Origin of the sequence: Pseudomonas azerbaijanoccidentalis (genome assembly GCF_019145495.1) — a bacterium.
Taxonomy (GTDB): domain Bacteria; phylum Pseudomonadota; class Gammaproteobacteria; order Pseudomonadales; family Pseudomonadaceae; genus Aquipseudomonas; species Aquipseudomonas azerbaijanoccidentalis.
Window position 1 is genome coordinate 136208 of record NZ_JAHSTU010000005.1, and the last position, 23284, is coordinate 159491.

General features: G+C 59.1%; 19 protein-coding genes. 12 read left to right on the plus strand and 7 right to left on the minus strand.

Annotation, left to right across the window (positions count from 1 at the left end; translation table 11 throughout):
* Window positions 1-11 precede the first annotated feature (11 nt).
* Genes KVG88_RS18240 through KVG88_RS18250 form a run of 3 tightly spaced genes read right to left on the minus strand, consistent with a single transcriptional unit; the run spans window position 12 to window position 1979 of the window.
* Window positions 12-305 (minus strand): DUF202 domain-containing protein, encoded by a 294-nt coding sequence (locus KVG88_RS18240; protein ID WP_150700810.1) that lies wholly within the window; start codon window positions 303-305, stop codon window positions 12-14.
* Window positions 298-684: a YidH family protein gene (locus KVG88_RS18245; protein ID WP_217872268.1), complete on the minus strand. Its 387-nt coding sequence runs from the start codon at window positions 682-684 to the stop codon at window positions 298-300. The genes KVG88_RS18240 and KVG88_RS18245 overlap by 8 nt, the downstream gene beginning before the upstream one ends.
* Window positions 684-1979 (minus strand): DUF1329 domain-containing protein, encoded by a 1296-nt coding sequence (locus KVG88_RS18250; RefSeq protein ID WP_225934059.1) that lies wholly within the window; start codon window positions 1977-1979, stop codon window positions 684-686. Before KVG88_RS18250 ends, KVG88_RS18245 begins: the two co-directional genes overlap by 1 nt.
* 289 nt (window positions 1980-2268) lie before the next feature.
* Between KVG88_RS18250 and KVG88_RS18255 the strand changes: the two genes are divergently transcribed.
* Entirely contained in the window at window positions 2269-3198 is a 930-nt protein-coding gene (locus KVG88_RS18255) for a LysR family transcriptional regulator (protein WP_150700812.1), read from the plus strand.
* Window positions 3199-3258: 60 nt separating this feature from the next.
* Here KVG88_RS18255 and KVG88_RS18260 read toward each other — a convergent pair whose 3' ends face one another.
* From KVG88_RS18260 to KVG88_RS18270, 3 genes are all read right to left on the minus strand, one after another.
* The gene (locus KVG88_RS18260; protein ID WP_217872493.1) at window positions 3259-4515 is read right to left on the minus strand and encodes an MFS transporter; all 1257 of its coding nucleotides are present in this window, start codon (window positions 4513-4515) and stop codon (window positions 3259-3261) included.
* 110 nt (window positions 4516-4625) lie between these two features.
* Entirely contained in the window at window positions 4626-5789 is a 1164-nt protein-coding gene (locus KVG88_RS18265) for an acyl-CoA dehydrogenase family protein (RefSeq protein WP_217872494.1), read from the minus strand.
* Between the two features lie 13 nt (window positions 5790-5802).
* Window positions 5803-7350: an AMP-binding protein gene (locus tag KVG88_RS18270; RefSeq protein WP_217872269.1), complete on the minus strand. Its 1548-nt coding sequence runs from the start codon at window positions 7348-7350 to the stop codon at window positions 5803-5805.
* Window positions 7351-7657: 307 nt separating this feature from the next.
* Here KVG88_RS18270 and KVG88_RS18275 point away from each other — a divergent pair, with 307 nt between their 5' ends.
* From KVG88_RS18275 to KVG88_RS18310, 8 genes are all read left to right on the plus strand, one after another.
* Entirely contained in the window at window positions 7658-9511 is a 1854-nt protein-coding gene (locus KVG88_RS18275) for a DUF1302 domain-containing protein (protein WP_437179950.1), read from the plus strand.
* Window positions 9512-9691: 180 nt separating this feature from the next.
* A complete protein-coding gene (locus KVG88_RS18280) occupies window positions 9692-10855 on the plus strand; it encodes a serine hydrolase domain-containing protein (protein ID WP_367616844.1) in 1164 nt (387 codons plus the stop codon).
* A 165-nt stretch (window positions 10856-11020) separates the two neighbouring features.
* Window positions 11021-12154 carry an aminotransferase class V-fold PLP-dependent enzyme gene (locus tag KVG88_RS18285; protein WP_217872272.1) on the plus strand — a complete coding sequence of 378 codons (1134 nt, stop codon included), beginning with the start codon at window positions 11021-11023 and terminating at the stop codon, window positions 12152-12154.
* 85 nt (window positions 12155-12239) lie between these two features.
* The gene (locus KVG88_RS18290) at window positions 12240-12794 is read left to right on the plus strand and encodes a YdeI/OmpD-associated family protein (protein ID WP_217872273.1); all 555 of its coding nucleotides are present in this window, start codon (window positions 12240-12242) and stop codon (window positions 12792-12794) included.
* A 135-nt stretch (window positions 12795-12929) separates the two neighbouring features.
* On the plus strand, window positions 12930-13757 hold the full coding sequence (locus KVG88_RS18295; RefSeq protein ID WP_217872274.1) for an EamA family transporter: 828 nt from the start codon (window positions 12930-12932) through the stop codon (window positions 13755-13757).
* Between the two features lie 251 nt (window positions 13758-14008).
* Window positions 14009-16039 carry an alkyl/aryl-sulfatase gene (locus KVG88_RS18300; protein ID WP_150700819.1) on the plus strand — a complete coding sequence of 677 codons (2031 nt, stop codon included), beginning with the start codon at window positions 14009-14011 and terminating at the stop codon, window positions 16037-16039.
* 97 nt (window positions 16040-16136) lie between these two features.
* Window positions 16137-16802 carry a DUF3313 domain-containing protein gene (locus tag KVG88_RS18305; RefSeq protein WP_217872275.1) on the plus strand — a complete coding sequence of 222 codons (666 nt, stop codon included), beginning with the start codon at window positions 16137-16139 and terminating at the stop codon, window positions 16800-16802.
* 96 nt (window positions 16803-16898) lie between these two features.
* The gene (locus KVG88_RS18310) at window positions 16899-17501 is read left to right on the plus strand and encodes a hypothetical protein (RefSeq protein ID WP_367616845.1); all 603 of its coding nucleotides are present in this window, start codon (window positions 16899-16901) and stop codon (window positions 17499-17501) included.
* Between the two features lie 251 nt (window positions 17502-17752).
* Here KVG88_RS18310 and KVG88_RS18315 read toward each other — a convergent pair whose 3' ends face one another.
* Entirely contained in the window at window positions 17753-19087 is a 1335-nt protein-coding gene (locus KVG88_RS18315; protein WP_217872276.1) for an OprD family outer membrane porin, read from the minus strand.
* 347 nt (window positions 19088-19434) lie between these two features.
* Between KVG88_RS18315 and KVG88_RS18320 the strand changes: the two genes are divergently transcribed.
* The 3 genes from KVG88_RS18320 to KVG88_RS18330 all read left to right on the plus strand — a co-directional run bounded on the left by KVG88_RS18320 (window position 19435) and on the right by KVG88_RS18330 (window position 22910).
* Window positions 19435-20331 (plus strand): LysR family transcriptional regulator, encoded by an 897-nt coding sequence (locus tag KVG88_RS18320; RefSeq protein ID WP_217872277.1) that lies wholly within the window; start codon window positions 19435-19437, stop codon window positions 20329-20331.
* Window positions 20332-20423: 92 nt separating this feature from the next.
* Window positions 20424-21608 carry a M20 aminoacylase family protein gene (locus KVG88_RS18325; protein WP_217872278.1) on the plus strand — a complete coding sequence of 395 codons (1185 nt, stop codon included), beginning with the start codon at window positions 20424-20426 and terminating at the stop codon, window positions 21606-21608.
* A 27-nt stretch (window positions 21609-21635) separates the two neighbouring features.
* A complete protein-coding gene (locus KVG88_RS18330) occupies window positions 21636-22910 on the plus strand; it encodes an MFS transporter (protein ID WP_217872279.1) in 1275 nt (424 codons plus the stop codon).
* Window positions 22911-23284: the final 374 nt, after the last annotated feature.

Below are 23284 nucleotides of genomic sequence, written 5' to 3' on the forward strand. Positions count from 1 at the left end.
TGGGCGGCGCGTCAGGCGCCGCTCACCAACCCGATGATGCCGATGAGCGCGAGTAAACACACCGACGCGCCTAACGCCAGGATCGCCCGCGAGGCTGGCACTGCCCGCTCCGACTGGAGCATCGCCAATCCCTGACGATAACGGCGGCCTTGCCTTGCAAGCAACATCAGCGCAACGACACCGCCCATCCCCACCGACATCAGGTCACCGGCCCGTCCCGCCAGAACCAGCACCACCAGCAACGCCAACAACGTCCTTCGCCATGCCAACTCGGTGCGCTCCGCCTGCAGCCCCGGATCACCCATGCCAACGGGGCCAAAGCACGCTGGTGATCAGCACGACCGCCGTTAAACATCCCAATGCCAACAGCGGCGCGAGCGCCGGCAGAGGCAGCGGCTGGCGCTGACGCAGTGCTCGCTCCACCTTCAGCCAGCGCACGCATGCGCCGATGCTCACCAGCTGACTCAATACCATCAAACTGATCGCCATGACCATGCGTAGCCGAGGCTCGAAGACGTCACCGGCGAGCGCTTCGACGGCGATCCCTCCCCCCAGCAGCGCCAGTGAAGTGCGAATCCAGGCGAGAAAGGTGCGCTCATTGGCCAGAGTGAATCGCGGATCAGGCGACTCACCTGCGCCCAACAGGGTTTCCGTCAAGGTACGGCGCTTTTGCTGCATTCCCATCAGCGCACACCGAAGCTGCGCAATGCGCCCGGTGAAAAGTACGAAAGGCTGGTCGGCAAATTGAAGACGTAAGGTTTGCGCTGCTCATTGATCAAACCCGAAACGTGATAACGGCCGTTCTTCAAATCGTAGGTGACCTCCATGGCATTGACTGCGGCCTCACCGCCGGGGTGGTAAAAACTGTGCGCCCCGGACGTGCGCCACAACATTCCCCGTTGATCGTAAAGGTCAGCCTCGAGAATCGCCCAAGTGTCTTCGTCGATGTAGTAACGACGTTTGGCGTAAATGTGTTGGGCACCGGGTTTCAGGGTCGCCACGACCTCCCACACTCGGTGCAATTCGTAGCGGGTGGGTACCGGGTCGACATGCCCTGGGCGAATCAGCTCGCTGTAACGCAGGTGGGGTGAGGCCAGGCGATAGCTGTTATAGGGCACGTGCAGCAATTTCTTGCCTGCCAGGTGCCAGTCGTAACGATCCGGCGCGCCATTGAACATGTCACGACTGTCGGCCGTGCGCAGGCCCGCCGTCCCAGGCCCGGTCGTGTCATAGTCGATACCCGGAGCACGCCTGACCCGTCGCTGGCTGGAACTGTAGACCCAGGACAGTCGCGGCTCGGCGACCTGGTCGAGCGTTTCATGCACCACCATTGCGTCTCCGGCGAGCCTCGACGGCGCGGTCATGCGGTAAGTGAAGTAATAAAGAATATTGTCGCTCCCAGCGCCCGGCAGCCCCTCAGGGCGGGCGAACTCCTGACGGGCACTCATCAGGGTGAAGCGTCCGTTGCCCAATGGCGTGACGCTGTCAGAGACAAGGCTGTAACTGGCGTTGCGGTTGCGCGTCAGATGATTCCAGATGACCTCCAGGCCGTTGCGCGGAACAGGGAAAGCGATCGCCCCGCTAAAGCCGCGCAGACCATTGCCCTGATCCGCCAGTTGCGCGGACCGGGCGTTGCGAGCGGCCGATGCGGCAAGTGGCGCAGGGACGGCGACACTGCGATGGGTGGGATAGACCGGCAGTTTCATCGTCTCGGGAAAACGCTTGAGCAAAGCGATCTGCCCGGCCGACAGTTGGCTCTCATACTGCTTGTAATTGCGCGCGGTGATTTCGTACAGCGGTCGCTCGTCGGCGAAGGGGTCGACTGGCGTGCCGTTGCTTTCCAGCCGTTGCTGCGCGGCCGTGAGCCCGCCCTGCCAAGCCGGGATTCGACCGTCAGGGGAAGCAGCTCGCTGGGCGCCTATGGGCGTCAGGTCCGGGGGTAACTCGCCGGTGGCCAGCGCAGCCGTCGTCCAGGACATTCCCAGCAGCAGGCAGCAGGAAAAGGGGACCATCGACGGCCGAAAAAAACCTCGGGTGCGGGTTGTCATCACTCTTAACCTCTTATTGTGTTTATCAGAGAGTGAACAAATGTATGCCCCACCGAGTACGCGTTAATCGCATGACGGGGCGGGTGAAAGGATCAATCTTTATGGGTGTTCCGATAGCCTCTTCTTGAGTATCAATGGATACTAAGTAGGGCCTTGGGCCCCGACAAATAGCGTCTTCAGATAGTTGCCATATCAGTTCGGCATAGCCAGAGATTTGCCCATGACCTTGAAACAGCTGCGTTACTTGATCGCCATTGCAGAAGCAGGAAGTTTCTCCAATGCCGCACGCCGGGCGTTCATCGCCCAGCCTGCCCTGAGCCGCCAGATTGGTTTATTGGAAAGCGAACTGGACATGCAGTTACTGGCCCGCCAGCACGATGGCATTGAATTGACCGATGCCGGCCGACAGTTGTACGAAGTGGCTCGATCGGTGATTCAGAAGCTCGACTCGGTGAAGGACGAACTCAAATCGAGCCAGGGCAATCCGATGGGGCATGTGGCTATTTCCATCCCCGCGACAGCTTCGGCTCTGCTGCTACCCACCATCATCACGCAGGCCCAGGCCAAGTTTCCGGGGATCAAGCTAACGATTTGGGATGGCCTGAGTCGCGAAGGCGGTCAAGCGATCGAACTGGGCAAAGTGGATTTCGGCGTAGTGCCAAACGCTGAAGAACTGGAGCACGTCATTGCTGAACCGGTCTTCACCGAAGACCTGTTTTGGGTCGGCACACCTGCGCAAGAGGCTGACAACTCGCCCATTACTCTGGCTGAAGCCGCGGCGACCCGACTGGTGATGCCGCCGCGCGCCCTGCACCTGCGCCGGCGTATCGAGCAAGCGGCGATGGAAACCGGGGTGACGCTCGATTCAAGCTATGAACAACAGTCAGCTCCGGGCATTAGCAGCCTGGTGCGCGCCGGTTTGGCGGCGACCATCAGCAACTGGCCGCCGCTGACGGAACTGCTGGAACCGATATCGGCACGGCTGATCGTGGAGCCTCGGATTACCCGAACCATTTCCCTGGCTTATTCACAGCATAAGCCCCTGTCGTTTGCGGCAACGTGCATGCGCGATCTGGTGCGCGGTCTACTCATCGAAGCTGTGGTCGACGCCCGCTGGAAAGGCAGCTTGATCGAGCGCACGCCAGAGTAAGACTTGAGCCAGGTCCATGGCTGAGGGCGCTGCGCCTCAATTGCGCAGCGCCCGGCGGTGTCAACTGACCCGCGGCGCTGCGACCCCGACGACCTGATGCAGCCGCTCGCGGGTTTTCTGGGGATCCATCCGGAACAACCCGATCAGCCCCGCGACCACCAACACCGCGCCACAGACCAGGAACCCCTCCCCGTAACCGGCTGGGTGTTCGGCGCCCGCGCCCTGCACCAGTATTCCGGTGACCACTGGCGCCGACAAACCGGCCAGCGAGGCGATGCCGTTGCCAATCGCCAGGATCCCGGCGCGTTGGCTGCCTGGCGTGAACTCGGCGAGCATGGCCGGCCCCACCGAATACATCACCAGTGCCAGACCGCCGCTGAATGTCAGGCAGACGATCCGCTCAATGCTCGACAGCCCCGGCAGGAAAAGCGCGGCGCTCAGAAGACCACTGGCAATCAGGCAGAACGACACGAACGCACCTCGTGACCAGCGCGTCGCCATGCCGCCGCGCATCATGCGCTGCGATAACCAGGCCATGAACAGGCTCAGCGGCGTGGTGACCACGACGAACATCACAAATACTCGCCCGGTCATGATCGGATCGATACCCAGACCGTTCTCCAGATAGCTCGGCACCCAGGTCAGCGTCAGCGCCAACGACCAATTGGCAGCGAAATGACAGAGGTAATTACTCAGTACCGTACTGTCGGTGAGCAATCGTTTATAAGGCACGCGCGCTTCGTCCTGCGCCAGCTGGCCGGGGCGAATGCGATCAAGCGTGCCTTCCCGTCCCAGCAGCCACCACAGCACGCACCAGACCGCGCCAATTGCAGCGAGGACGATGAAGTTCATGCGCCATCCGTAATGCACACTGATCCACGGGATCATCGCGCCTGCGACCAGCAGGCCAAAGGCACTGCCGGTATGCAGCAGTGCGACTGGCAGGTTGCGACGGTCGTTGGGAAACCATTTGTACAAGGCGTGGGTGGCCACCGGTGACGCAGGCCCTTCGCCAATGCCCAGCAGCACACGACAGGCGACGATTGCCCACAAGGAGCTGACAAATAGCATCGGCAGTTGAATGAGCGCCCAGAACGCGCCCATGCCCAACAGCAGGGTGCGCGTGGGGCGGCGATTCGCCATGAAGCCGCCGATCACTGCGGAAATCGCAAAGAACCAGTGCAGTGCGCCACCTACCAGACCGAATTCGGTCGGTGACAGGCCAAGCTCTTTGGACATCGGCACGGCGACCAGGCCTATGACGACCTTGTCGAGGAAGTTGACCAGCATCAGCAGTGCCAGCAGTACCGCAACCATCCAGGCCGTGCCCAGACGTGCGGGGGTTTCAGTGTGAGTCATGGTTGTCTCTCGTTATTGTTCTTGTCAGAGCATCCGGCCATGAGCGGCCGGACGTGCGGCACGCCCTGCTAGCTCGGCATCAGGACACCCTTGGCAATGGTGTTGCGCTGAATTTCACTGGTTCCGGTGAGGATGCGCATCATACGGGTCGCGCGGAAAATCCACTCAACCGGATTGCCGCGCAGCAGCCCCGCTCCGCCATGAATCTGTACCGCGCGGTCTGCGATACGGAAAGCGGTCTCGGACACGAATAACTTGCACATGGGCGCCTGTGTACGGATATCCCCACCGGCATCATTCACCGCGGCTGTCGCATACACCATGCTGCGCGCAGCATGCAACTCGGTCGCCATGTCGGCAATCATGTGGTTGATCGACTGGAACATTGCGATCGGCTGGCCGAACTGCTTGCGCGTACGGGCGTAGTCGATCGACAGGTTCAGCGCCAAGCCTGCCAGGCCTAGCAAGGTCGGGCAATGCAGCAAGCGATTTAGGGTGATCCTCCCCATCGCCAGCTTGAATCCCTGCCCCTCTTCGCCAATGCGGTTGGCCACGGGTACCCGTACTTCGTCCAGGAAGATATCGCCATGGGCACCACCACCGGACATCACCGCATAGTCGCTCTCTATCCGCACGCCTGGCGCCTTCAGATCGATGAAGAACGCAGAAATCCCCTGGGCGCCGCCGCCGGGTCCGGTGACGGCAAGGAGCACCGCGATATCAGCATAGGGAGCACCCGAGATGAAACGCTTGCTACCGTTCAGCACATATTCTTCACCGTCGCGGCGGGCAATCGTCTTGATCGCCGTTGCATCGGAGCCGGCCTCGCTCTCGGTCAGCGCGAAGCACACGGCCTTCTCCGCACGGCACACAGGCTGCAGGAAAGTCTCGATTTGCCAAGGGCTGGCGACCTTGAACAGATGCCCGATGCGCGGCGGACCGGACAACTCACCGAGGATGTGCGGAGCCAGCATGGAACCGCTCAACACCGTGGCCTCCTTCACTGCACACAGGTCTGAAACGTTCAGCCCCGCACCTCCGATGGCCTCGGGCAGCATGATGTTGTAAAAACCCTGGTCGCAGGAACGCTGCCAGACCTGTTGCAGCACATCGCGAGGATGGGGCTCGGCCCAACTCAGACCTTCGCGCTGCTCAAGGGGCAGAATTTCGTCGCGAATGAAGCCACCGATGGCCTCGATGATTTGACTGGCTTTTTCACTTGGCTGATACATGGTGATCTCCTCGTCAGATGCGGCGGTCGCAGTTTTGCCAATAGGCATCGCGAATAAGACGGCGAACCACTTTGCCGTTGGGGTTCTTCGGTAGTTCGCTGACAAAATCCACAGCCCGGGGTTTCTTGAACCCGGCCAGTGTTTTTGCGCAGTGATCGATGACCTCGACCTCACTCAGTTCGGTGCCCGGCTTGAGTACGATGACGGCTCGCACCGCCTCGCCCCACTGCTCGTCCGGCACGCCGACGACTGCCGCCTCAAAGACTTGAGGCAAGTTGTAGAGCACCTGCTCGACTTCCGTCGGATAAATATTGAAGCCCCCGGAAATGATCATTTCCTTCTTGCGGTCGACGATGAACACATAACCCTGATCGTCGACCGTCGCCAGGTCGCCGCTCAGGTAGTAACCATCGCGCATGACCTCAGCGGTGAGCTCCGGCGCTCGCCAGTAGCCCTGCATGATGTCCGGGCCCTTGACCACGATCTCGCCGATTTCACCCGGCTTCACATCCTGGAAGTCCTCGTTGACCACGCGCAGGTCGGTCTCGAAATAACAGCGACCGCAGGAGGCGAGACGCCGATAGTCGCCGTTCTCGCACAGGTGGTCCTGCTCGGTCAGTACAGTGACCAGCGAACAGGTTTCGCCGGCGCCATATCCTTGTGCCAGGATCGGCCCGAACACTTCGATGGCGCGCTTGACCAGAGAGGGCGCCATCGGTGCAGCGCCGTACATGACCAGACGCAGGCTGCTGAGGTCGTAACGCTCCACGCCCGGGAAGTTCACCAATCGGTTGATCATCGCGGGCACCAGGAATAGCCGGGTGACACCTTCACGTTGAATGCTTTCGAGCAGCAGTTGATCGTCGTAGCGTTCCAGCAGGAAGTTGCAGGCACCGACCGCCAGCAACGGCATCAACTGCATGCCACTGGCATGGGTGATCGGGCCAACGTGGGCCATGACATCGCCCGGCGCGGCACGCCGGGTGGGGCTGGCGATGCTCTTGCGGATCAGCGCCTTGCGATTACCGACGCTGAGCATGGCGGCCTTCAGCACACCGGAGCTGCCGGAGGTGTAATGCAACACGGCCAGTGCATCGTCCGACGGATCGCAACTGACCGGCTCCTGATCGCCTTGGCGCAGCAGTGCCGAGTAGGCGACATCACCGCCCTCTTCTCCCAGCGACACTATCAGACGCAGCGCGGGGACCTGGGCCCGACGCGTGGTCAAGGCCTCGGCCAGTACCGGAGTGGTGATCAGCGCGACGCTGCAAGAGTCATTGAGGATCTGGATGACCTCTTCCAGTGACAGGCGCGCATTGACGGGCACCTTCACGAGTCCGGCCTTATAGAACGCGACTTCGGCCTCGACCAGTTCAACCCGGTTCTCGGCGAGGATGGCGACGTGCTCGCCCGTGGTGATTCCCCGGCCCAGTAACGCCGAGGCAAGCTGGTTTGTACGCTGCTCTAGCTGAGCGAAGGTCACTCGCGTGTTGCGATCAATGACGGCCATTCGCTCAGGCCAGTATTTGGCACTTCGACTGATTATTTTTCCAAGGTTCACTTTGTTGTTCTCGTCGACAGTTAAGACCGGGACGATCCTAAACAGCGGCGCAACGGCAAACGTAATATCAGTTGTTGATGCCTGGCATAGCGGTTTTAGCTGGCTCGACTTGCCGTCTCAAAACCCCGCGTCAGCCATGCCAAAGTGTTATGGCAACAATCCAAAGACGCTATTTGTGAGCGGATCCGCCGCCTACCTATTATCCCTCGCGACCGACAACGAACAAGCCAACGGCAGTCAATAGCCAGGATGTTCGCTCCGTTGTCCCATCCCCTCACTCTCTAATAAGCACAATAAGAGGTTAAGAGTGAACGCTATCTTTCCCGACCGGTTTCGGTCATCACTGCTATTGCTATCGTGCAGCCTTCTCGCTGCCCCCGTTGATGCCATGCAATTTGAACTGGGTGAGATTGAAGGCCAGTTTGATTCGGCCCTGGCATTAGGTGTCGGCGTCAGCACAGCCAATCCGGACAAGCTGCAGGTGGCGGCCGCCAACGGTAATGACGGGCGGCGTAATTATCGATCCGGGGACGTGTTCTCGACGATATTCAAAGGGACCCATGACCTGGAACTCAAACTCGACAACCTGGGCGTGTTTGTGCGCGGAACCTACTGGTACGACACCGCGCAGCGCGATCACAGCCAACGTTTCAAGGACATCGATGACAACAATCGCAAAACATCGGCAAAGACCGCTGGTTTCCAACTGCTCGATGCATTTGCCTATTACCTCTACGACATAAACGGTGAACCAGGCTCGGCACGGCTGGGTAAACAAGTGGTGAACTGGGGCGAGAGCATTTTTATCCAGGGCGGTTTGAACGTCGTAAACCCCTTTAACCAGGCCGCCCTGCGCCGCCCGGGTTCGGAGGTCAAGGATGCGCTGGTGCCGGTCAACTTGCTGTACGTGACACAGAACATCAACGAAGCATTGTCCTTTGACGCCTTCTATCAATTGGACTGGGAACAGACGCAACTGGACAACTGCGGCACATTCTTTTCGGCCAACGATTTCATACCCGAAGGTTGCGAGAGCCTCGACGTCGGCGGTCGACAGGTCAACCTCTCAACGGCAAATCGAGCCCTTGCGCCATTTGGCGTGGTCATGAACGAGGAAGGTGTACGCATCCCTCGAGCGGGCGATCAGGATGCTCGCAACAGCGGCCAGTGGGGCTTGTCCATTCGCTGGTACGTCGCGCCGCTGGATGCCGAGTTCGGTGTTTACGCCGCCAACTATCACAGCCGTTCGCCTTATCTGGGAACGGTCAGTAGCCCGTATTACAGCAATACCGGTTTCGCTCCCCAGCTATGCCGCAACCTTGGGGTGCCATCGGCCGGCTGCGGCGCCTTTCTGGCTTCCAGCTCAGGCCAGACCCTGGCAGGTGCATTGCGCATGGGCACTTCCCAGTATCTCGCGCAATACCCCGAGGATATCCGCCTGTACGGTGCGACATTTTCCACCACTCTGCGCACCGGCACGGCGCTTCAGGGCGAGCTGAGCTACCGGCCGAATATGCCCGTGCAACTCAATGGCACGGATGTGCTGCAGTCGCTGCTTAACGCCAACGGTCGCAGCCCTTTGTCCGAACCCGGGCAGCGACCCACGACCGACTCGACACTGTTCAATGGGTATCGGCGCAAGGAAGTCACCCAGGCACAGGTCTCGGCGATGCACTCTTTCGGCCAGGTCATGGGTGCGAACCAGGTGCTGTTGGTCGGTGAAGTCGGCGCCACCTATGTCGGCGGTCTGGAGGGGAACAACGGACCACGCTATGGCCGATCCGGCGCCTATAACAATGGCGAGCTGATCGACAACAGCGTCTGCCTGTCCATCTCGAACAGCCCTGAATATTGCAACGACGAAGGCTTCGTCACACCGTTCTCCTGGGGGTATCGGATGCGGGCGACCTGGAGTTATTCGGGCGTGATGCAGGGGTTGGACCTGCGACCCAACCTGTCTTGGTCGCATGACGTAAAGGGTTACTCGCCAGGCGACGGCTCGGCCTTCAACGAAGGTTCGCGCTCCGTCAGCCTCGGCCTGGACGCGACGTTCATGAGCAAGTATTCGATGAGCCTGTCTTACACCGATTACATCGATGGCACCTACGGTACGCGCGGCGATCGCGACTTCGTGTCGATCGGTGTGGGTGCCACCTTCTGAGCGTAAAGGATAACAACCATGCCTAAATGTCCCGCCCGGCCCGCATCTGGTAAGTCCACAGCCAATCTCGTACTGGGAGCCGCGCTTCTTCTCTGCAGCGCAACCTGTCCCGCCCTCGCCGCGAATGGCTCGGCTGCTAACGGCGTCATGCAAGGATTTCCCCCCACACCGGAGTTACGTGTGAACAAACTCAATGCCTTCCAACCGCCCTTCCTGCGCTGGTCAATACGTCACGCCCGTGAAGTGTCCGCGACGCGCAACATCGGTCGTGCTGCACACCCGCTGTCGTTGCTCGACGCTGCAATGCGCGATCTTGATCAAGTCACTTTCAAGGCCGGCGAGGAGGACCTGACGCTCGCCCGCTATCTGCAAGATACCTCGACCGACGGGCTGATCGTGCTCCAGCGCGGCAACGTGATCTTTGAGCGATACCTGGAAGGATTCGAACCCGGCCAGCCACACATCTGGGCGTCGATGACCAAATCGGTTACCGGCCTTTTGGCGGCGCAGTTCATCGCCGAAGGCAAGCTCGACCCGCAGGCGAAACTGGCCAGTTATGTCCCTGAGCTGAGCGGTACACCCTTCGGCGAGGCCACGGTGCAGGCCAACCTTGATATGCAGGTAGCCGTGGCATACCCCGAAGCGGTGCCACCTGACCTCGGCCTGTTCGCCGCGACCGGGTTGATCCCGCGTAACGCAACGATGCCCGGCGATATCTATGCCTTTCTGAAAATCGCGCAAATGGCCCCTGGTGAAGGCAGATTTTTTTACCAGAACGGTTCACCCGAGGCGCTGGCTTGGGCCATGCGGCGTATATCTGGATTGAATTGGGCGCAACTGGTCCAGCAACGCATCTGGTCGCGCTTCGCCCAGGAAGACGCCTATGTCCAGATCGACGAATTGGGCACCGAGATGGCCAGCGGCGGGATCAGCAGCAACCTTCGCGATACTGCGCGCTTCGCCGAACTGGTACGCCGGGAACTGGCCCAGAAGCCGAGCTCCGACAGCTTCAACCAGGCTGTGCGCAGTACCTTCCAGCCAGGCGACCCAACGATTTTCGCTCAAGGCAACCTCGCGCCAGGCCGGCCTGGTTATGCCTACCGCAACTATTGGTTTCAGCGTAATGATGGCGAAGGATCGGTGGAAGCCAGTGGTCGCTTTGGGCAAAAAATCTATATCAACCCGAAGCGCGAAGTAGTCATCGTAAAATTGTCCTCGACCGCCGATCAAGCCAGGCGTGCCACCAGCGCAGATGGCGAAGCAAAGGTTGCTGCCCGGATGATCGATTCACCGGTTACGTTCAATAACATGGTCAATGCAGTATTGGCGCAGTTGAGGGACTGAAATCCGGGTGATGGATTGGGGAGTGGCTTTTGACCGTTTTTGGCCGCCCGCAAGTGATGCCAGCCGCTCCACAGAACTCGCAATTCAATGCCTCGCAACCTTGTCATTTGCCAAGGCTTAAGGCAGGGTCGATACCACTGACATCTCTGCCAAAGGAGTCATCCCATGTCAAAGCTATACCCCAGTATCGATCCTGAGGGGCTGGTCGAGTACTCAGTGGTCTACACCGACCGCTCGCTCAACCACATGTCGCAGTCATTTCAAGCGGTGATGAAGAACATTTCCAGCACCCTGAAACAGGTCTACAACGCCCAGGCTGTGGCGGTGGTTCCGGGCAGCGGCACCTTCGGCATGGAAGCGGTGGCGCGGCAGTTTGCCACCGGCCAGCAATGCCTGGTGATACGCAACGGCTGGTTCAGTTATCGCTGGAGCCAGATCCTTGAAATGGGCAACATCCCGGCAGCCACCACGGTGCTCAAAGCCCGACCGGTCGAAACGGGTCGCCAGGCGGCCTACGCCCCGCCCCCTCTGGACGAAGTGCTGGCAGCCATTGCCGCGCAAAAGCCGCAGATTGTCTTCGCCCCCCACGTTGAAACCTCATCAGGGATTATCCTGCCCGACGATTACCTGCAGGCCGTCGGCGACGCCGTGCATGCGGTGGGTGGCTTGTTCGTGCTGGACTGCATCGCCTCAGGCACGCTTTGGGTTGATATGCACAAATGTGCCGTCGACCTGCTGATCAGCGCACCGCAGAAAGGCTGGAGCGCCTCGCCTTGCTGCGCCCTGGTGATGTTCAGTTCTTTGGCTCTTGAGCGCATCGAGCAGACGCAGAGCAGCAGCTTCGCCTGCGATCTGAAAAAGTGGCTGCAGATCATGCAGGCCTACGAACAGGGCGGACATGCCTACCATGCGACCATGCCCAGCGATTCCCTCGCGCGCTTTAATGAAGTGATGAAAGAGACGCAAGCCTACGGTTTCGACAAGGTCCGAGGTGAACAACAGGCGCTGGGCGATCGGGTGCGCGCCATGTTGACCGGCAAAGGCATCAAAAGCGTGGCCGCCGCCGGCTTTCAGGCCCCAGGCGTGGTGGTGAGCTACACCGAGGATGCCGACATCAAGAACGGCAAGAAATTTGCCGACCACGGCCTGCAGATCGCCGCCGGCGTGCCGTTGCAATGCGACGAGCCGGCCGACTTCCAGACCTTCCGTATCGGTCTGTTCGGCCTGGAAAAGCTGCGCAATATCGAGCGCACGGTCAGCACCCTCGAACAGGCACTGGACGAGGTGATGGTTAACTAAGCCCTTATCCTGGCGTCATCACTGTCGCTTTAAAACGCCACAGTGATGTCATCAGAAAGCAGGCGCATTAGTTGGAGGCGTTGCAATGACAACAGCCGATGTGAAATCCCGATTCGAAGCAAAGCTTCTTCGTCCGGCCAAGGCTGGGAACGATACGACGTGGGCGTTCGTGGTTCTGCCAAAAGACGCGAGCGAACCGCTTCCGAGGCGAGGAAGGACGACCGTTGAAGGCACAATCAATGGGCACCCTTTCCAGGCAACACTGGAGCCCGATGGTCAGCAAAGCCATTGGCTGCGGGTCAGTAGCGAGTTACTGGAAGCCGCAGGCGCGGCCGTTGGGGATATCGTTCCCATCGAACTGGCCCCTGTGAAAAAGGAACCCGAGCCTGACATCCCGGTAGACTTTGAAGAAGCACTGGCAGCCTCACCGGAAGCTCGTGAAATCTGGAACAAGACGACGACCATCGCACGCGTCGACTGGATTCACTGGATGACTTCAGCCAAGCAAGTTAAAACCCGCGCAAAACGAATAGGTGATGCCTGCGACATGCTTGCAGCCGGCAAAAAGCATGTTTGCTGTTTCGACCCGTCCGGTTACTACAGCAAGGCTTTCAGAGCGCCCGAGGCAGAAGATATTTGAATGGCCATGAGTACGCCTGGCAATGCGTTCGCCTCGTTTCCCGTGACAGGGATATCGATGAGCGACGAGGATTTTTTCTTCAAGTAATGCGAGGACTTCGCTTCAGTCGAGGCGCCCAATTGCTTAGGATGGCGCATGCCCTATCACATTATCTTGCTCGTACTTTTTGCAGCGCTCTTGCATGCCAGCTGGAATGCCGCATTGCGCGGTGGCGCCGACAGACTTTGGTCGATGACGATCATGTGCGTGGCGGTGGCCATCGCCAGCGTCGCAATCGCCTTGTTTTTGGAAGCTCCGGCCCAAACCAGCTGGTTCTACGCAGCGCTTTCAGCAGTGCTGCACGTTGGCTACAACTTGTTCCTGGTGCGCAGCTATAAGGTTGGAGACCTTGGGCAAACTTACCCTATATCTCGGGGCTCCTCGCCTATCCTGATTACCCTCGCGGCTTCGGTTTTTGCCGGAGAAACGGTTGGGCCCATCGCGATGATCGGCATTTTACTGGTGTCCGGCGGAATCATTTCGCTGGCCTTCAGAGGGCGCAAGCTTGCCGTTCCCAGTCTGCCTTACGCCCTGGGAACCGGTTGTTTCATTGCGGCTTACAGCGTGACGGATGGCATTGGCGTCCGCCTGTCCGGCGCGCCGATGGCCTACACGGTTTGGATGTGCGCCCTGTGGGGCATCCTGATGCCTCTGGTGTATATCGGCGTGCGCGACGCGAAGAGCTTATTTACCTTCCGACCCGGGTTCATGACGGCGTTCATCGGAGGGCTGATTTCACTCCTGGCCTATGGAATCGTCATCTACGCCATGTCCGCCGCGCCCATGGGAGCGGTGTCGGCATTGCGCGAAACCAGCGTGTTGTTCGCGGCAGTGATCGGATATTTGTTCTTGGGCGAAACACTGACTGTCCGAAAGATACTGGCATGCGTGGTAATTGCCATCGGCACGATCATGATTGGCTGACGGCAGGGGCGCAAAGCCGAGTCAACTATGGGGTCGGTTACTGCCCTTCGCGACAAGCAACGACCGGCCAAAAGCAGCCATTCTAATCCGGCGTCTGTACGATCGATTTACTTTGAAGTCCCCCCATTTTTTTAGCCAGTTAATCTAATTCGATCCGAATTACTCGAATTTTTTTTAATTCCTACTAGTTTTATTTGAGCCTGTCATTACCACTTTTGGTATAGCAAATTGCTACTAGAAGGAACTGGAAAATGAATCATGAGATACAGTCGAAGAGTCTCGCCCGCAATCAAGGCGAAGGGCGACCCTTCAAAGTAGCGGGAACCCTTTGCTCACTGGTTGCAGCCATTGCGCTGGCCACCCAAGCGGTTGCAGCCGATGCAGAAAAACCAAAACCAGCCTCGGAAGCGACCAAGGCCGCTAACAACGCATTGCTCCAGGAATTGCCGTTCAACGACAAGACGTCCTTTGAGCTAGCGCATAAAGGCTTCATTGCACCTCTGCCGTCGACGGTGATCAAGGGCGCGTCGGGCAACGTGATTTGGGACCCGGCGAAATATTCGTTTATCAAAGAAGGCGAAAAAGCACCGGACACCACCAACCCAAGCCTCTGGCGGCAGTCGCAGTTAATCAATATTTCCGGTCTGTTCGAGGTGACCGACGGTATCTATCAGGTTCGCAACTATGACCTGTCGAACATGACCATCGTCGAGGGTAAAGATGGGATCACCATTTTCGACCCGCTGATTTCCGCCGAAACCGCCAAGGCGGCACTCGATCTCTACTATCAGCATCGGCCGAAAAAGCCCGTTGTGGCGGTGATTTACACCCACAGTCACGTTGACCACTACGGTGGTGTGCGCGGTGTAATCAATGAAGAAGATGTGAAAGCCGGCAAGGTGAAGGTTTATGCCCCCCTTGGATTCATTGAGCATGCAGTAGCCGAAAACGTCATGGCTGGTACGGCCATGAGTCGTCGTGCCAGCTACATGTACGGCAACCTGCTGCCTCCCGCTCCGACCGGTCAGTTGGGTGCCGGCCTGGGCACCACGACCTCGGCGGGCACAGTAACGCTGATCCCACCGACCGATATCATCAAGACCACTGGCGAAACCCATGTCATTGACGGCCTGACCTACCAGTTCCTGTATGCGCCGGGCAGTGAAGCGCCGGCCGAAATGCTCTATTACATCAAGGAAAAGAAAGCGCTCAACACCGCCGAAGACTCCACCCACACCCTGCACAACACCTACTCGTTGCGCGGCGCGAAGATCCGCGAACCGTTGCCTTGGTCAAAATACCTCAACGAGGCGCTCAAGCTGTGGGGCGACGATGTCCAGGTGATGTATGCCATGCACCACTGGCCAGTCTGGGGCAACAAGGAGGTGCGCGAACAACTGTCCTCCCAGCGCGACATGTACCGCTACATCAACGATGAAACCCTGCGGATGATCAACAAGGGTTACACCATGGTCGAGATCGCCGAGCAGTTCAAACTGCCCAAGGAAATCGCCAACAAATTCTCCAACCGTGGCTATTACGGTTCGGTGAACCACAACGTCAAGGCCACCTACGTGTTGTACCTGGGCTGGTTTACCGGTAACCCGGCGCAGTTGAACGAGCTGCCACCCGAGGAAGGCGGCAAGCATTATGTGGAGATGATGGGGGGCGAAGAGGCTGTCCTGAAGAAAGCCAAGGAGTACTTCGACAAGGGCGAGTTCCGCTGGGTCGCCGAAGTAGTCAACCACGTGGTATTCGCCAACCCGAGCAACCAGGCGGCGAAAAACCTGCAGGCGGATGCCTTGGAGCAACTGGGTTACCAGGCCGAGAGCGGGCCATGGCGCAACTTCTATCTCACCGGCGCCAAGGAACTGCGCGAAGGCGTGATGAAGCTGCCGACACCCGACACTGCCAGCCCGGATACGGTGCGGGCCATGGATCTGGACTTGTTCTTTGACTTCCTGGCCATGCGTTTGAACGGGCCAAAAGCCGAGGGTAAACGTCTATCGCTCAACTTCGATTTCACCGACCTCAAGCAGAAGTACTCGGTAGAGATGGAGAATGGCGTGCTCAACCACACCGAAGGGGTTGAAGCAAAAGATGCCGATGCGAAGGTGACACTGACCCGCGACACGCTGAACAAGATCGTGTTGAAAGAGACGTCATTGAAAGATGCGCTGGCCTCGGGCGATATCAAGATCGACGGCGCGCAAGGCAAACTCGAGGAACTGGTGTCCTACATGGACAACTTCGATTTCTGGTTCAACATCGTGACGCCATAACGCGTCAATTTCAGCAGACGGCAACGTCAGAAGGCGTTGCCGTCATTCTTGATGCCGTCGAAGGTGTTTCGCTTCAAGCAATCACTCTGGAGCTTTTATGCAGATCAAACCGCTCGCAGCATGTGTATTGACCCTGGCACTCGCCGCTTGTGCCAGCCCTTATGTTGATCCTGACCACTACTCGGGGTTTCTCAAAGATTACAGCGCTCTCAAAGAGGAAAAGTCTCCGTCGGGCGAACCCGTCATGCGCTGGATCGACCAGGATGTGGACGCGAACCGCTACACCAGCGTTTTTGTCGAACATAGTCAGCTGTATCCACCACCACAACCAACCGAGAAAATCCCGCAAAGTGCCCTTAATGGCATTACGCAATTCTACGATGAAGCCTTGAAAAATGCCTTTGCCAGAGAGCTTCCCTTGGCTACCGGGCCTGGCCCGGGTGTGCTGGTCGTGCGTCCCGCCATTACGGCCGTCAGTGCCAAAACCAAAGGACTGCAACCCTACGAGATCATTCCGATTGCCTTGGTCGCCGCCGGAGTCAGTGCGGCGACCGGCATTCGCGACCAGGACACCACTCTCGCCACCGAAGCGGCATTTATCGATGGTGGTGACAATAAGGTAGTGGCCCAAGTGGTTCGCAAGGGCTCAGGGGCTGAACTGGCAAACTCCTCAGAAGTCGTGCAAGCCAAAGACTTCAGGGGAGTGCTCGATATCTGGGCGCAAGACATCGTCAAATCGTACAAAGAGCTTAAAACCAAGTAGTACCCTGAACATCCAACAGGATTGCCTTACGTAAGCTCACTGCGAGGCATGACACAGTCACGCTGAAACAAGCGCAGTCCTGTTGGTCGATTCCCCGTGGACTACCAGGCGTTTGACCTTTCCTTCGTGCCAGAGGGTCTCGTATCAGGAAGCGAAACTTTCCGCCGTACTGCTCAGGGGATCAATATGAAAGCTGTCCTGCACACGATAAAAGAAGAAGCCCTCAAGGCAATTCCGCCCACCCTTTTCTTTTTTATCATCCTGCACATAGTGGCCTTCATTCGTGCGCTGATGATCAAGGGCACAGGTATTTCGATGCCGGTGTCCGCATCGGTGCTGATAGCCTCCCTGGTGCTCGGCAAATCTGTATTGGTTGCGGACATGTTGCCCTTCATCAACCGATTTCCAGAAAAGCCTTTGATCTGGAACGTCACCTGGAAAACGCTCATGTATGCCTTGGTCGCGCTAGTCGTTCATTACCTGGAACGGCTGTACGAATACTGGAAGGAAGCACACAGCTTTCTGGATGCGAACACCCAGCTATGGACCTCCATGAACTGGCCGCAATTCTGGGCAGTGCAGATTTTGCTCATTACGTTGATTTTCATGTATTGCGTCATTTCGGAACTGTCACGCGCCATAGGAGCTGAGCGATTGAAAAAGATGTTCCTCGGTCCGCTTCCACCCTCTACACACTGAGGCCCGAAAAGAGCCGCGACCGTCCGCTTTGGGTTGAGTGCTGCCTCTCACGAAGGGTTGCAATCGGCCATTAGCAGCCATTTGTGACCGGCAGCGCTTTCATCAAACCTTTGGCACCGATGATTTCATGACCCTTTTCAAGTTGTAGCCGAGCACGGCCCGCGTACGCCGTAAATGCTCATGCGACTGCCTCTCTTGTTGTATTTCATACCCATACTTCGCACATCGAAATTTGAGCGACGCGTTAGCAATCAAAACAATTCGAAGGGCAGTGTCGTGACCAGCCGCATCTCGTCGTAGCTACCATCGACCTGACCTCCGGATGCGCGATGGTGATACCAAGTAGTACGCAAGCTACTGCCCTTCAAGACCCCTGATTGCAATACGTACCCGGCACTCAGTCCGCTCTCCCAATGGCGGGCGTCATCGAGCCCGCGCACCGCGTAACCGCGGTGCGCGCCATTGCGGTCACTGTCGTAGTGAGTGCCGTCGATATCCCACCCCCGTGCGTACCAGGCCGCGACCGTTAGCCCCGGCACGCCATACCTCGCCATGTTGAACGCGTACTTAACCATCGCCGCCTTTTCGTTGGGGCCGTTAAAATCGGAATAGAACTGCACTGGGTTGTAACTGCCCACCGTCTCTTGCGGGTAATCATAGAACTCGTTGCCGAACACCTGCTGGTAGCCCACGCTGAGTTGGTGCGGCCCATGGCTGAAGGTCTCGGCCAGGCTCGCGCTGCTGTTCTCAAGGTAACCGAGCTGCCGGGTGCCTTCATCACGAGTCCGGTAGAGGGCAATGCGGGTGCCCACGCCCCAGCTACCCAAGCTGCCGCTGTGGGCGAGCCCGGCGTACCAGCGATCCCAGACATCTTCGAAGCGGTTGAAATACAGGCTCGCGGTCATGCCGTGCCAAGGCAGGCTGTCCACACCGGCCAGGGCCATGCCGCCACCTGAATAGTCGCGATTGCCGTAGGTGCTGACGAAGCGCTGGGCATCGCTGCTTGTGCGCCCTACCACGCGCTCGAACCAGGCGGCCTGGATTGTCATGCCGGGCAGATCTGTGGTCACTAATTGGGCGCCATCAAACGTGGGCGGCAACGCACGGTTGTCCTTTGGCCTGAGCACCGGGGTATCAATGCTGAAGCGTCCGGCCTTGATCTGCGTCCCCGCTGCGCGCAGGCGCAAGTCGGCAACCCCCACATCGCTCCAGTCATCCACGGGCTCGCCATTGTTGCGCACCAGTACCCGGTCCCCGCCACCCGCCACCTGTGCCTTTCCGCGCTCCAGCACCGCGGCACCATAGAGCGAAACATCAACGCCCAAGCCGACAGCCCCTTGGGTCCACCCGCTACGCAGGTCCAGCATTGTCCCCTGCACCCAGCTTTTTCGCTGATCGACAGGATGCTTGGTATCGCCTTTGATCACACTAAACGTGCTATCTCTGCGCGCCCACTGCTGCGCGTAAAAATTGCGGAGCTTCAGCGTCAAACGCGAATCTTCGATAAACCCCGACTCACCTGCCACCACGGTCTGAATGCCAGACACGAACAAAACCAGGGATGAAACCAGCCCACGCCTTTTCATACATGCTCCTGCTGCACATACCGGAAATTGAAACTTCGGGGCAGAGCACAAGGTGTGCCTGTCAAGTACAGCTGGACGTCGTCGGACGTATTTTTGTTGTTATGACTGCGCAGTACACGGGTGGTGTGTTCTCTGAACACACCACGCTGCAGGATTGAAATATAAAGACTGAGCTGACCGCGCCAACCTTCTTATCGCCATCGCGATAACCTGTCGTTATCTCAGGAATCGACAGGTTTCTTTCGATAACCGCTGGCTATCTGGATAACCTTTTGTCATTGCGACGTCACCGTACTGCAACGTAATGTAGCGTTTCGCCTTAACTGCAGCCGGCAGGGAGCCATTTAATGAAGTTTCATCAGTTGCGTGCACTGGTTGCCGTTGCAGAGTCCGGCAGCATTCATGAAGCGGCGAAGGTGCTGCACATTTCCCAGCCCGCCCTGTCCAAGAGCGTCAAGGAACTGGAGGCCGATCTCGGCGTGCCGTTGCTGGTCCGCTCCAACCGCGGCATCACCATCACCGTCTACGGTGAGCGTCTACTGGGCCGGGCGCGGCTGATCCTCGGCGAAACCCGTCGCGCCCGTGACGACTTGGAATCGCTGCGTGGTTCACTCAATGGTCGGGTGGCCATCGGCGTCTCGCCGGTCACGCCAAGCAAAGCCTTCGTCCAGTGCATTCATCGATACCGGCGTCGGCACCCAGCGATCCAGTTGCAGATCAGCGAACTGCGCCCTGCCCATTTGCTGGCGGGCATGCGCGAGGGCACGCTCGACCTGGTGTTAACCAGCCAACCACCGCATCGCTCGATGGAAGGTTTCGAATGGCGCAAGCTCTATGATCAGGGGACCGTGCTGGCGGTTCGCCAAGGTCACCATCTGGCTGGGGCCAGGCGCCTCGAAGCACTCATGGACGAGGAGTGGCTGGTGCCAGACTCGCTTGACATTTCGCTGGCCGGGGCGATGTTCCGCAACAATGGGCTGCCGATGCCGCTGCGGGTCATCGAGTGCTCCTCGCTGATGCTCTATGCCGAAATGGCCATGACCCTCGGGGCCGTGAGTTTCTGGTCACAGCGCACGTTCGAAGTATCAATGCAGGCGCGAAACATGCAGGCACTCGAGCTTGTCGACCCCATCCCCAGCACCGATATTTCCCTGGTGTACCGGCCAAGCGCGCTGATGACGCCGCCCGCCCAAATCCTGGTCGACGACCTGCTCGACGCCTACCGCACCGCAACCGTTCGATAACCAACGGCTATCAGCATCACCAGAGGCAATTATCCAGAGCTAAATTGGCTTGGCATTCTCGGCGGAACGTCAACCGATACCTGGAAGTTGCAATGCAAACAACAGCAAAATTAGTCCCGGAGATTATCGAATTGCAGCCGGAGTTCGCTGCCCTGCGCCGTGAACTGCATCAACACCCGGAACTGGGTTTCGAAGAGCAGCGCACAAGTGAACAGGTGGCACGATTGCTGACGCTTTGGGGGTACGATGTTTGTCGTGGGCTGGGCGGTACCGGTGTGGTGGGTACACTGCGCAAGGGCACTTCGCCACGCAGTATTGGCATCCGCGCCGACATGGATGCTTTGCCGATCCACGAGGCCAGCGGCCTGCCCCACGCCAGCACCGTTGAGGGGAAAATGCATGCCTGCGGCCACGATGGCCACACCGCCACCTTGCTGTGCGCCGCCAAGTACCTGGCCGCAACCCGCCGTTTCGACGGTACCCTCAACCTGATTTTCCAGCCGGCCGAAGAACTGCTCGGCGGCGCACGCGCCATGCTGGAGGACGGCTTGTTGGAGCGTTTTCCGTGCGACAGCCTGTTCGCGCTGCACACCGCTCCGGGCCTGCCACTGGGCAATCTGCTGATCAGCGAGGGCCCGCTGACGGCATCTTCGGACCGGGTGACCATCACTCTACAAGGCAAGGGCGGCCACGGCGCGATGCCGCACAAGACCTGTGACCCGGTGGTTGCGGCCGCCGCGCTGGTGCTTTCGCTGCAGACCATCGTGTCGCGCAATGTCCCCGCCAGCGACGTCGCGGTGGTGACGGTTGGCGCTCTGCAAGCAGGCAGCGCCGCCAATGTCATCCCGGATGAAGCGCAACTACGCCTGAGCGTGCGTGCCAGCAACGCGGTCATCCGTGACTTGCTCGAAAAGCGTATCCGCCAGCTCACTGAGGGTATTGCAGCCGCTCACGGTGTGCGGGCAGAGATCCACTACGAGCGCCTGGTGCCGGTGCTGGTCAACGAAGTCGAGGCCACCCGCCGCATCGCCGCCGTAGCCGCCGATCTGATCGGCCATGAACGCATCCTCACCCGCGTGCCGGGCGGCTTCCTCGGCAGCGAGGATTTCGCCTGGATGCTCGAAGCCCGCCCAGGTTGCTATGTCGCATTGGGCAACGGTAACCAGGGAGTCCATGGCTGTTCCGTGCATAACCCCGGTTTCGACTTCAATGATCAGGCCATCGCCTATGGCGCCAGCCTATGGGCTCGGCTGGTGGAATCCGTCCTCGCCCGATAACTCACCAGACAAATAAGGACAACAGCCATGGCCAATGCTCGCCGCAACATCGTGCTGCTGCTGCTCATGTTCGTAATCATGCTCAGCATCATGGACAAAACCATCTTTGCTTTCGCCGGCCCGCAGATCATCGATGAACTTCATCTGAGCCCCTCGACCTTCGGCTTGATCGGCAGCGCTTTCTATTGTTTGTATTCGATCAGCGGCGTGCTGGTCGGCTTTCTCGCCAACCGCGTGCCCAGCCGCTGGATCCTGCTGGGCATGGCGCTGGTCTGGATGGCCTCGCAAGCCGTCACTGGCCTGAGCCAGACACTGGTTGGCCTGATCCTCGGTCGCCTGTTGCTGGGCGCCGGCACCGGTCCCGCGACAGCCATTACCCAACATGCCTGCTTCAAGTGGTTCGATGCCCGCAACCGGGTGGTGCCATCCACGTTGGTTCAAGTGTCGATAATGCTCGGTGCCTTGCTCGGCGGCATCAGCCTGCCACTGGCCGTGGACCACATCGGCTGGCGCGGCGCCTACCTTGCCTTGGGGGCGGCGAGCGTTGTGTGGATGATCGCCTGGTTGCTGTTCGGCGCCGAAGGGCAACAAGGCATGTCCGCACCGACGCAGCGTCCGGAGGAGACGCGCTACCGCAAACTGTTGCTGGACCGCACCTATGTGTGGGTTACCGTGGTCGGGTTTCTCGGCTACCTGCCCAATGCACTGGCCTATAGCTGGATTCCTGTCTACATGCAGAAAGGTCACGGCCTGACACCGCTACAAAACGGCTACCTTGCGCTCGGGGCCACCACCTTCGTGCTGCTGGTGAACGTGGCGGCATCTGTCCTGGCACGCTGGGCCGGCCGTCGCGGTGCCTCGCTGCAAACCACCATGATCCGAGTGCCGATGATTGCCGCGCTACTGGCCGGTGGCGCTTACCTGTTGCTGGCCTTGGAGCACGGTGATCGTACCCTCACCATCGCGATCTACTGTGTGGGTTGCGCTTTGGTCAACGTGGTGCCGACCTTCACCAACGCCGTGGTCGGGCACATTGCGCCACCGCAGAAGCGAGGTGCGATGCTGGCCATCCATATCGGCCTGGTCACCAGCGCAGGCATTCTGGCGCCCTGGATCGTCGGGCAGTTGATCGCCGCTCAGGGCGGCGATATAGCGCGGGGCTTCGAAACAGCCATCGCCGCCTTCGGCGTTGCCATCATGATCGCTGCCTGCCTTGCCCTGCGCTTCGTCCGCCTTGATCCGAAAGCTGCTGCTCCAGCGCCGTCGGCCGCGCACAATGGTGCGGAAACCGTGACGAGCTGAGTTGAGCGAAGAAAACTGATTCATCTACCCGTTGGCGATTGATGAAAACTCACCGCGCCGGCCCCCTGTAAGCCGGCGCTTGAGGACGTCACCATAGCGGTGCGTCGTACGTTGGTATAGCCAAATACTGCCGCCATGGCGAGGATCAGCGAGCACAGCTAGCCACTGCAACGGGATATCGCTGTATGTCTGAAGTGGCCCGTTAACGCCGATCATTGCGCGGCGCGTGGACAGCTTGGATATCTGCATCTACGCCAGTGGCGAATGCCTGCAACGTTACGGAAAACCTGCCAGCACTGACCGTTTCGGGTTGTGGATTCAACCGATCACGACAATCAGAAATCGGCCATTCGCCGTCACTCATAACGCGACGG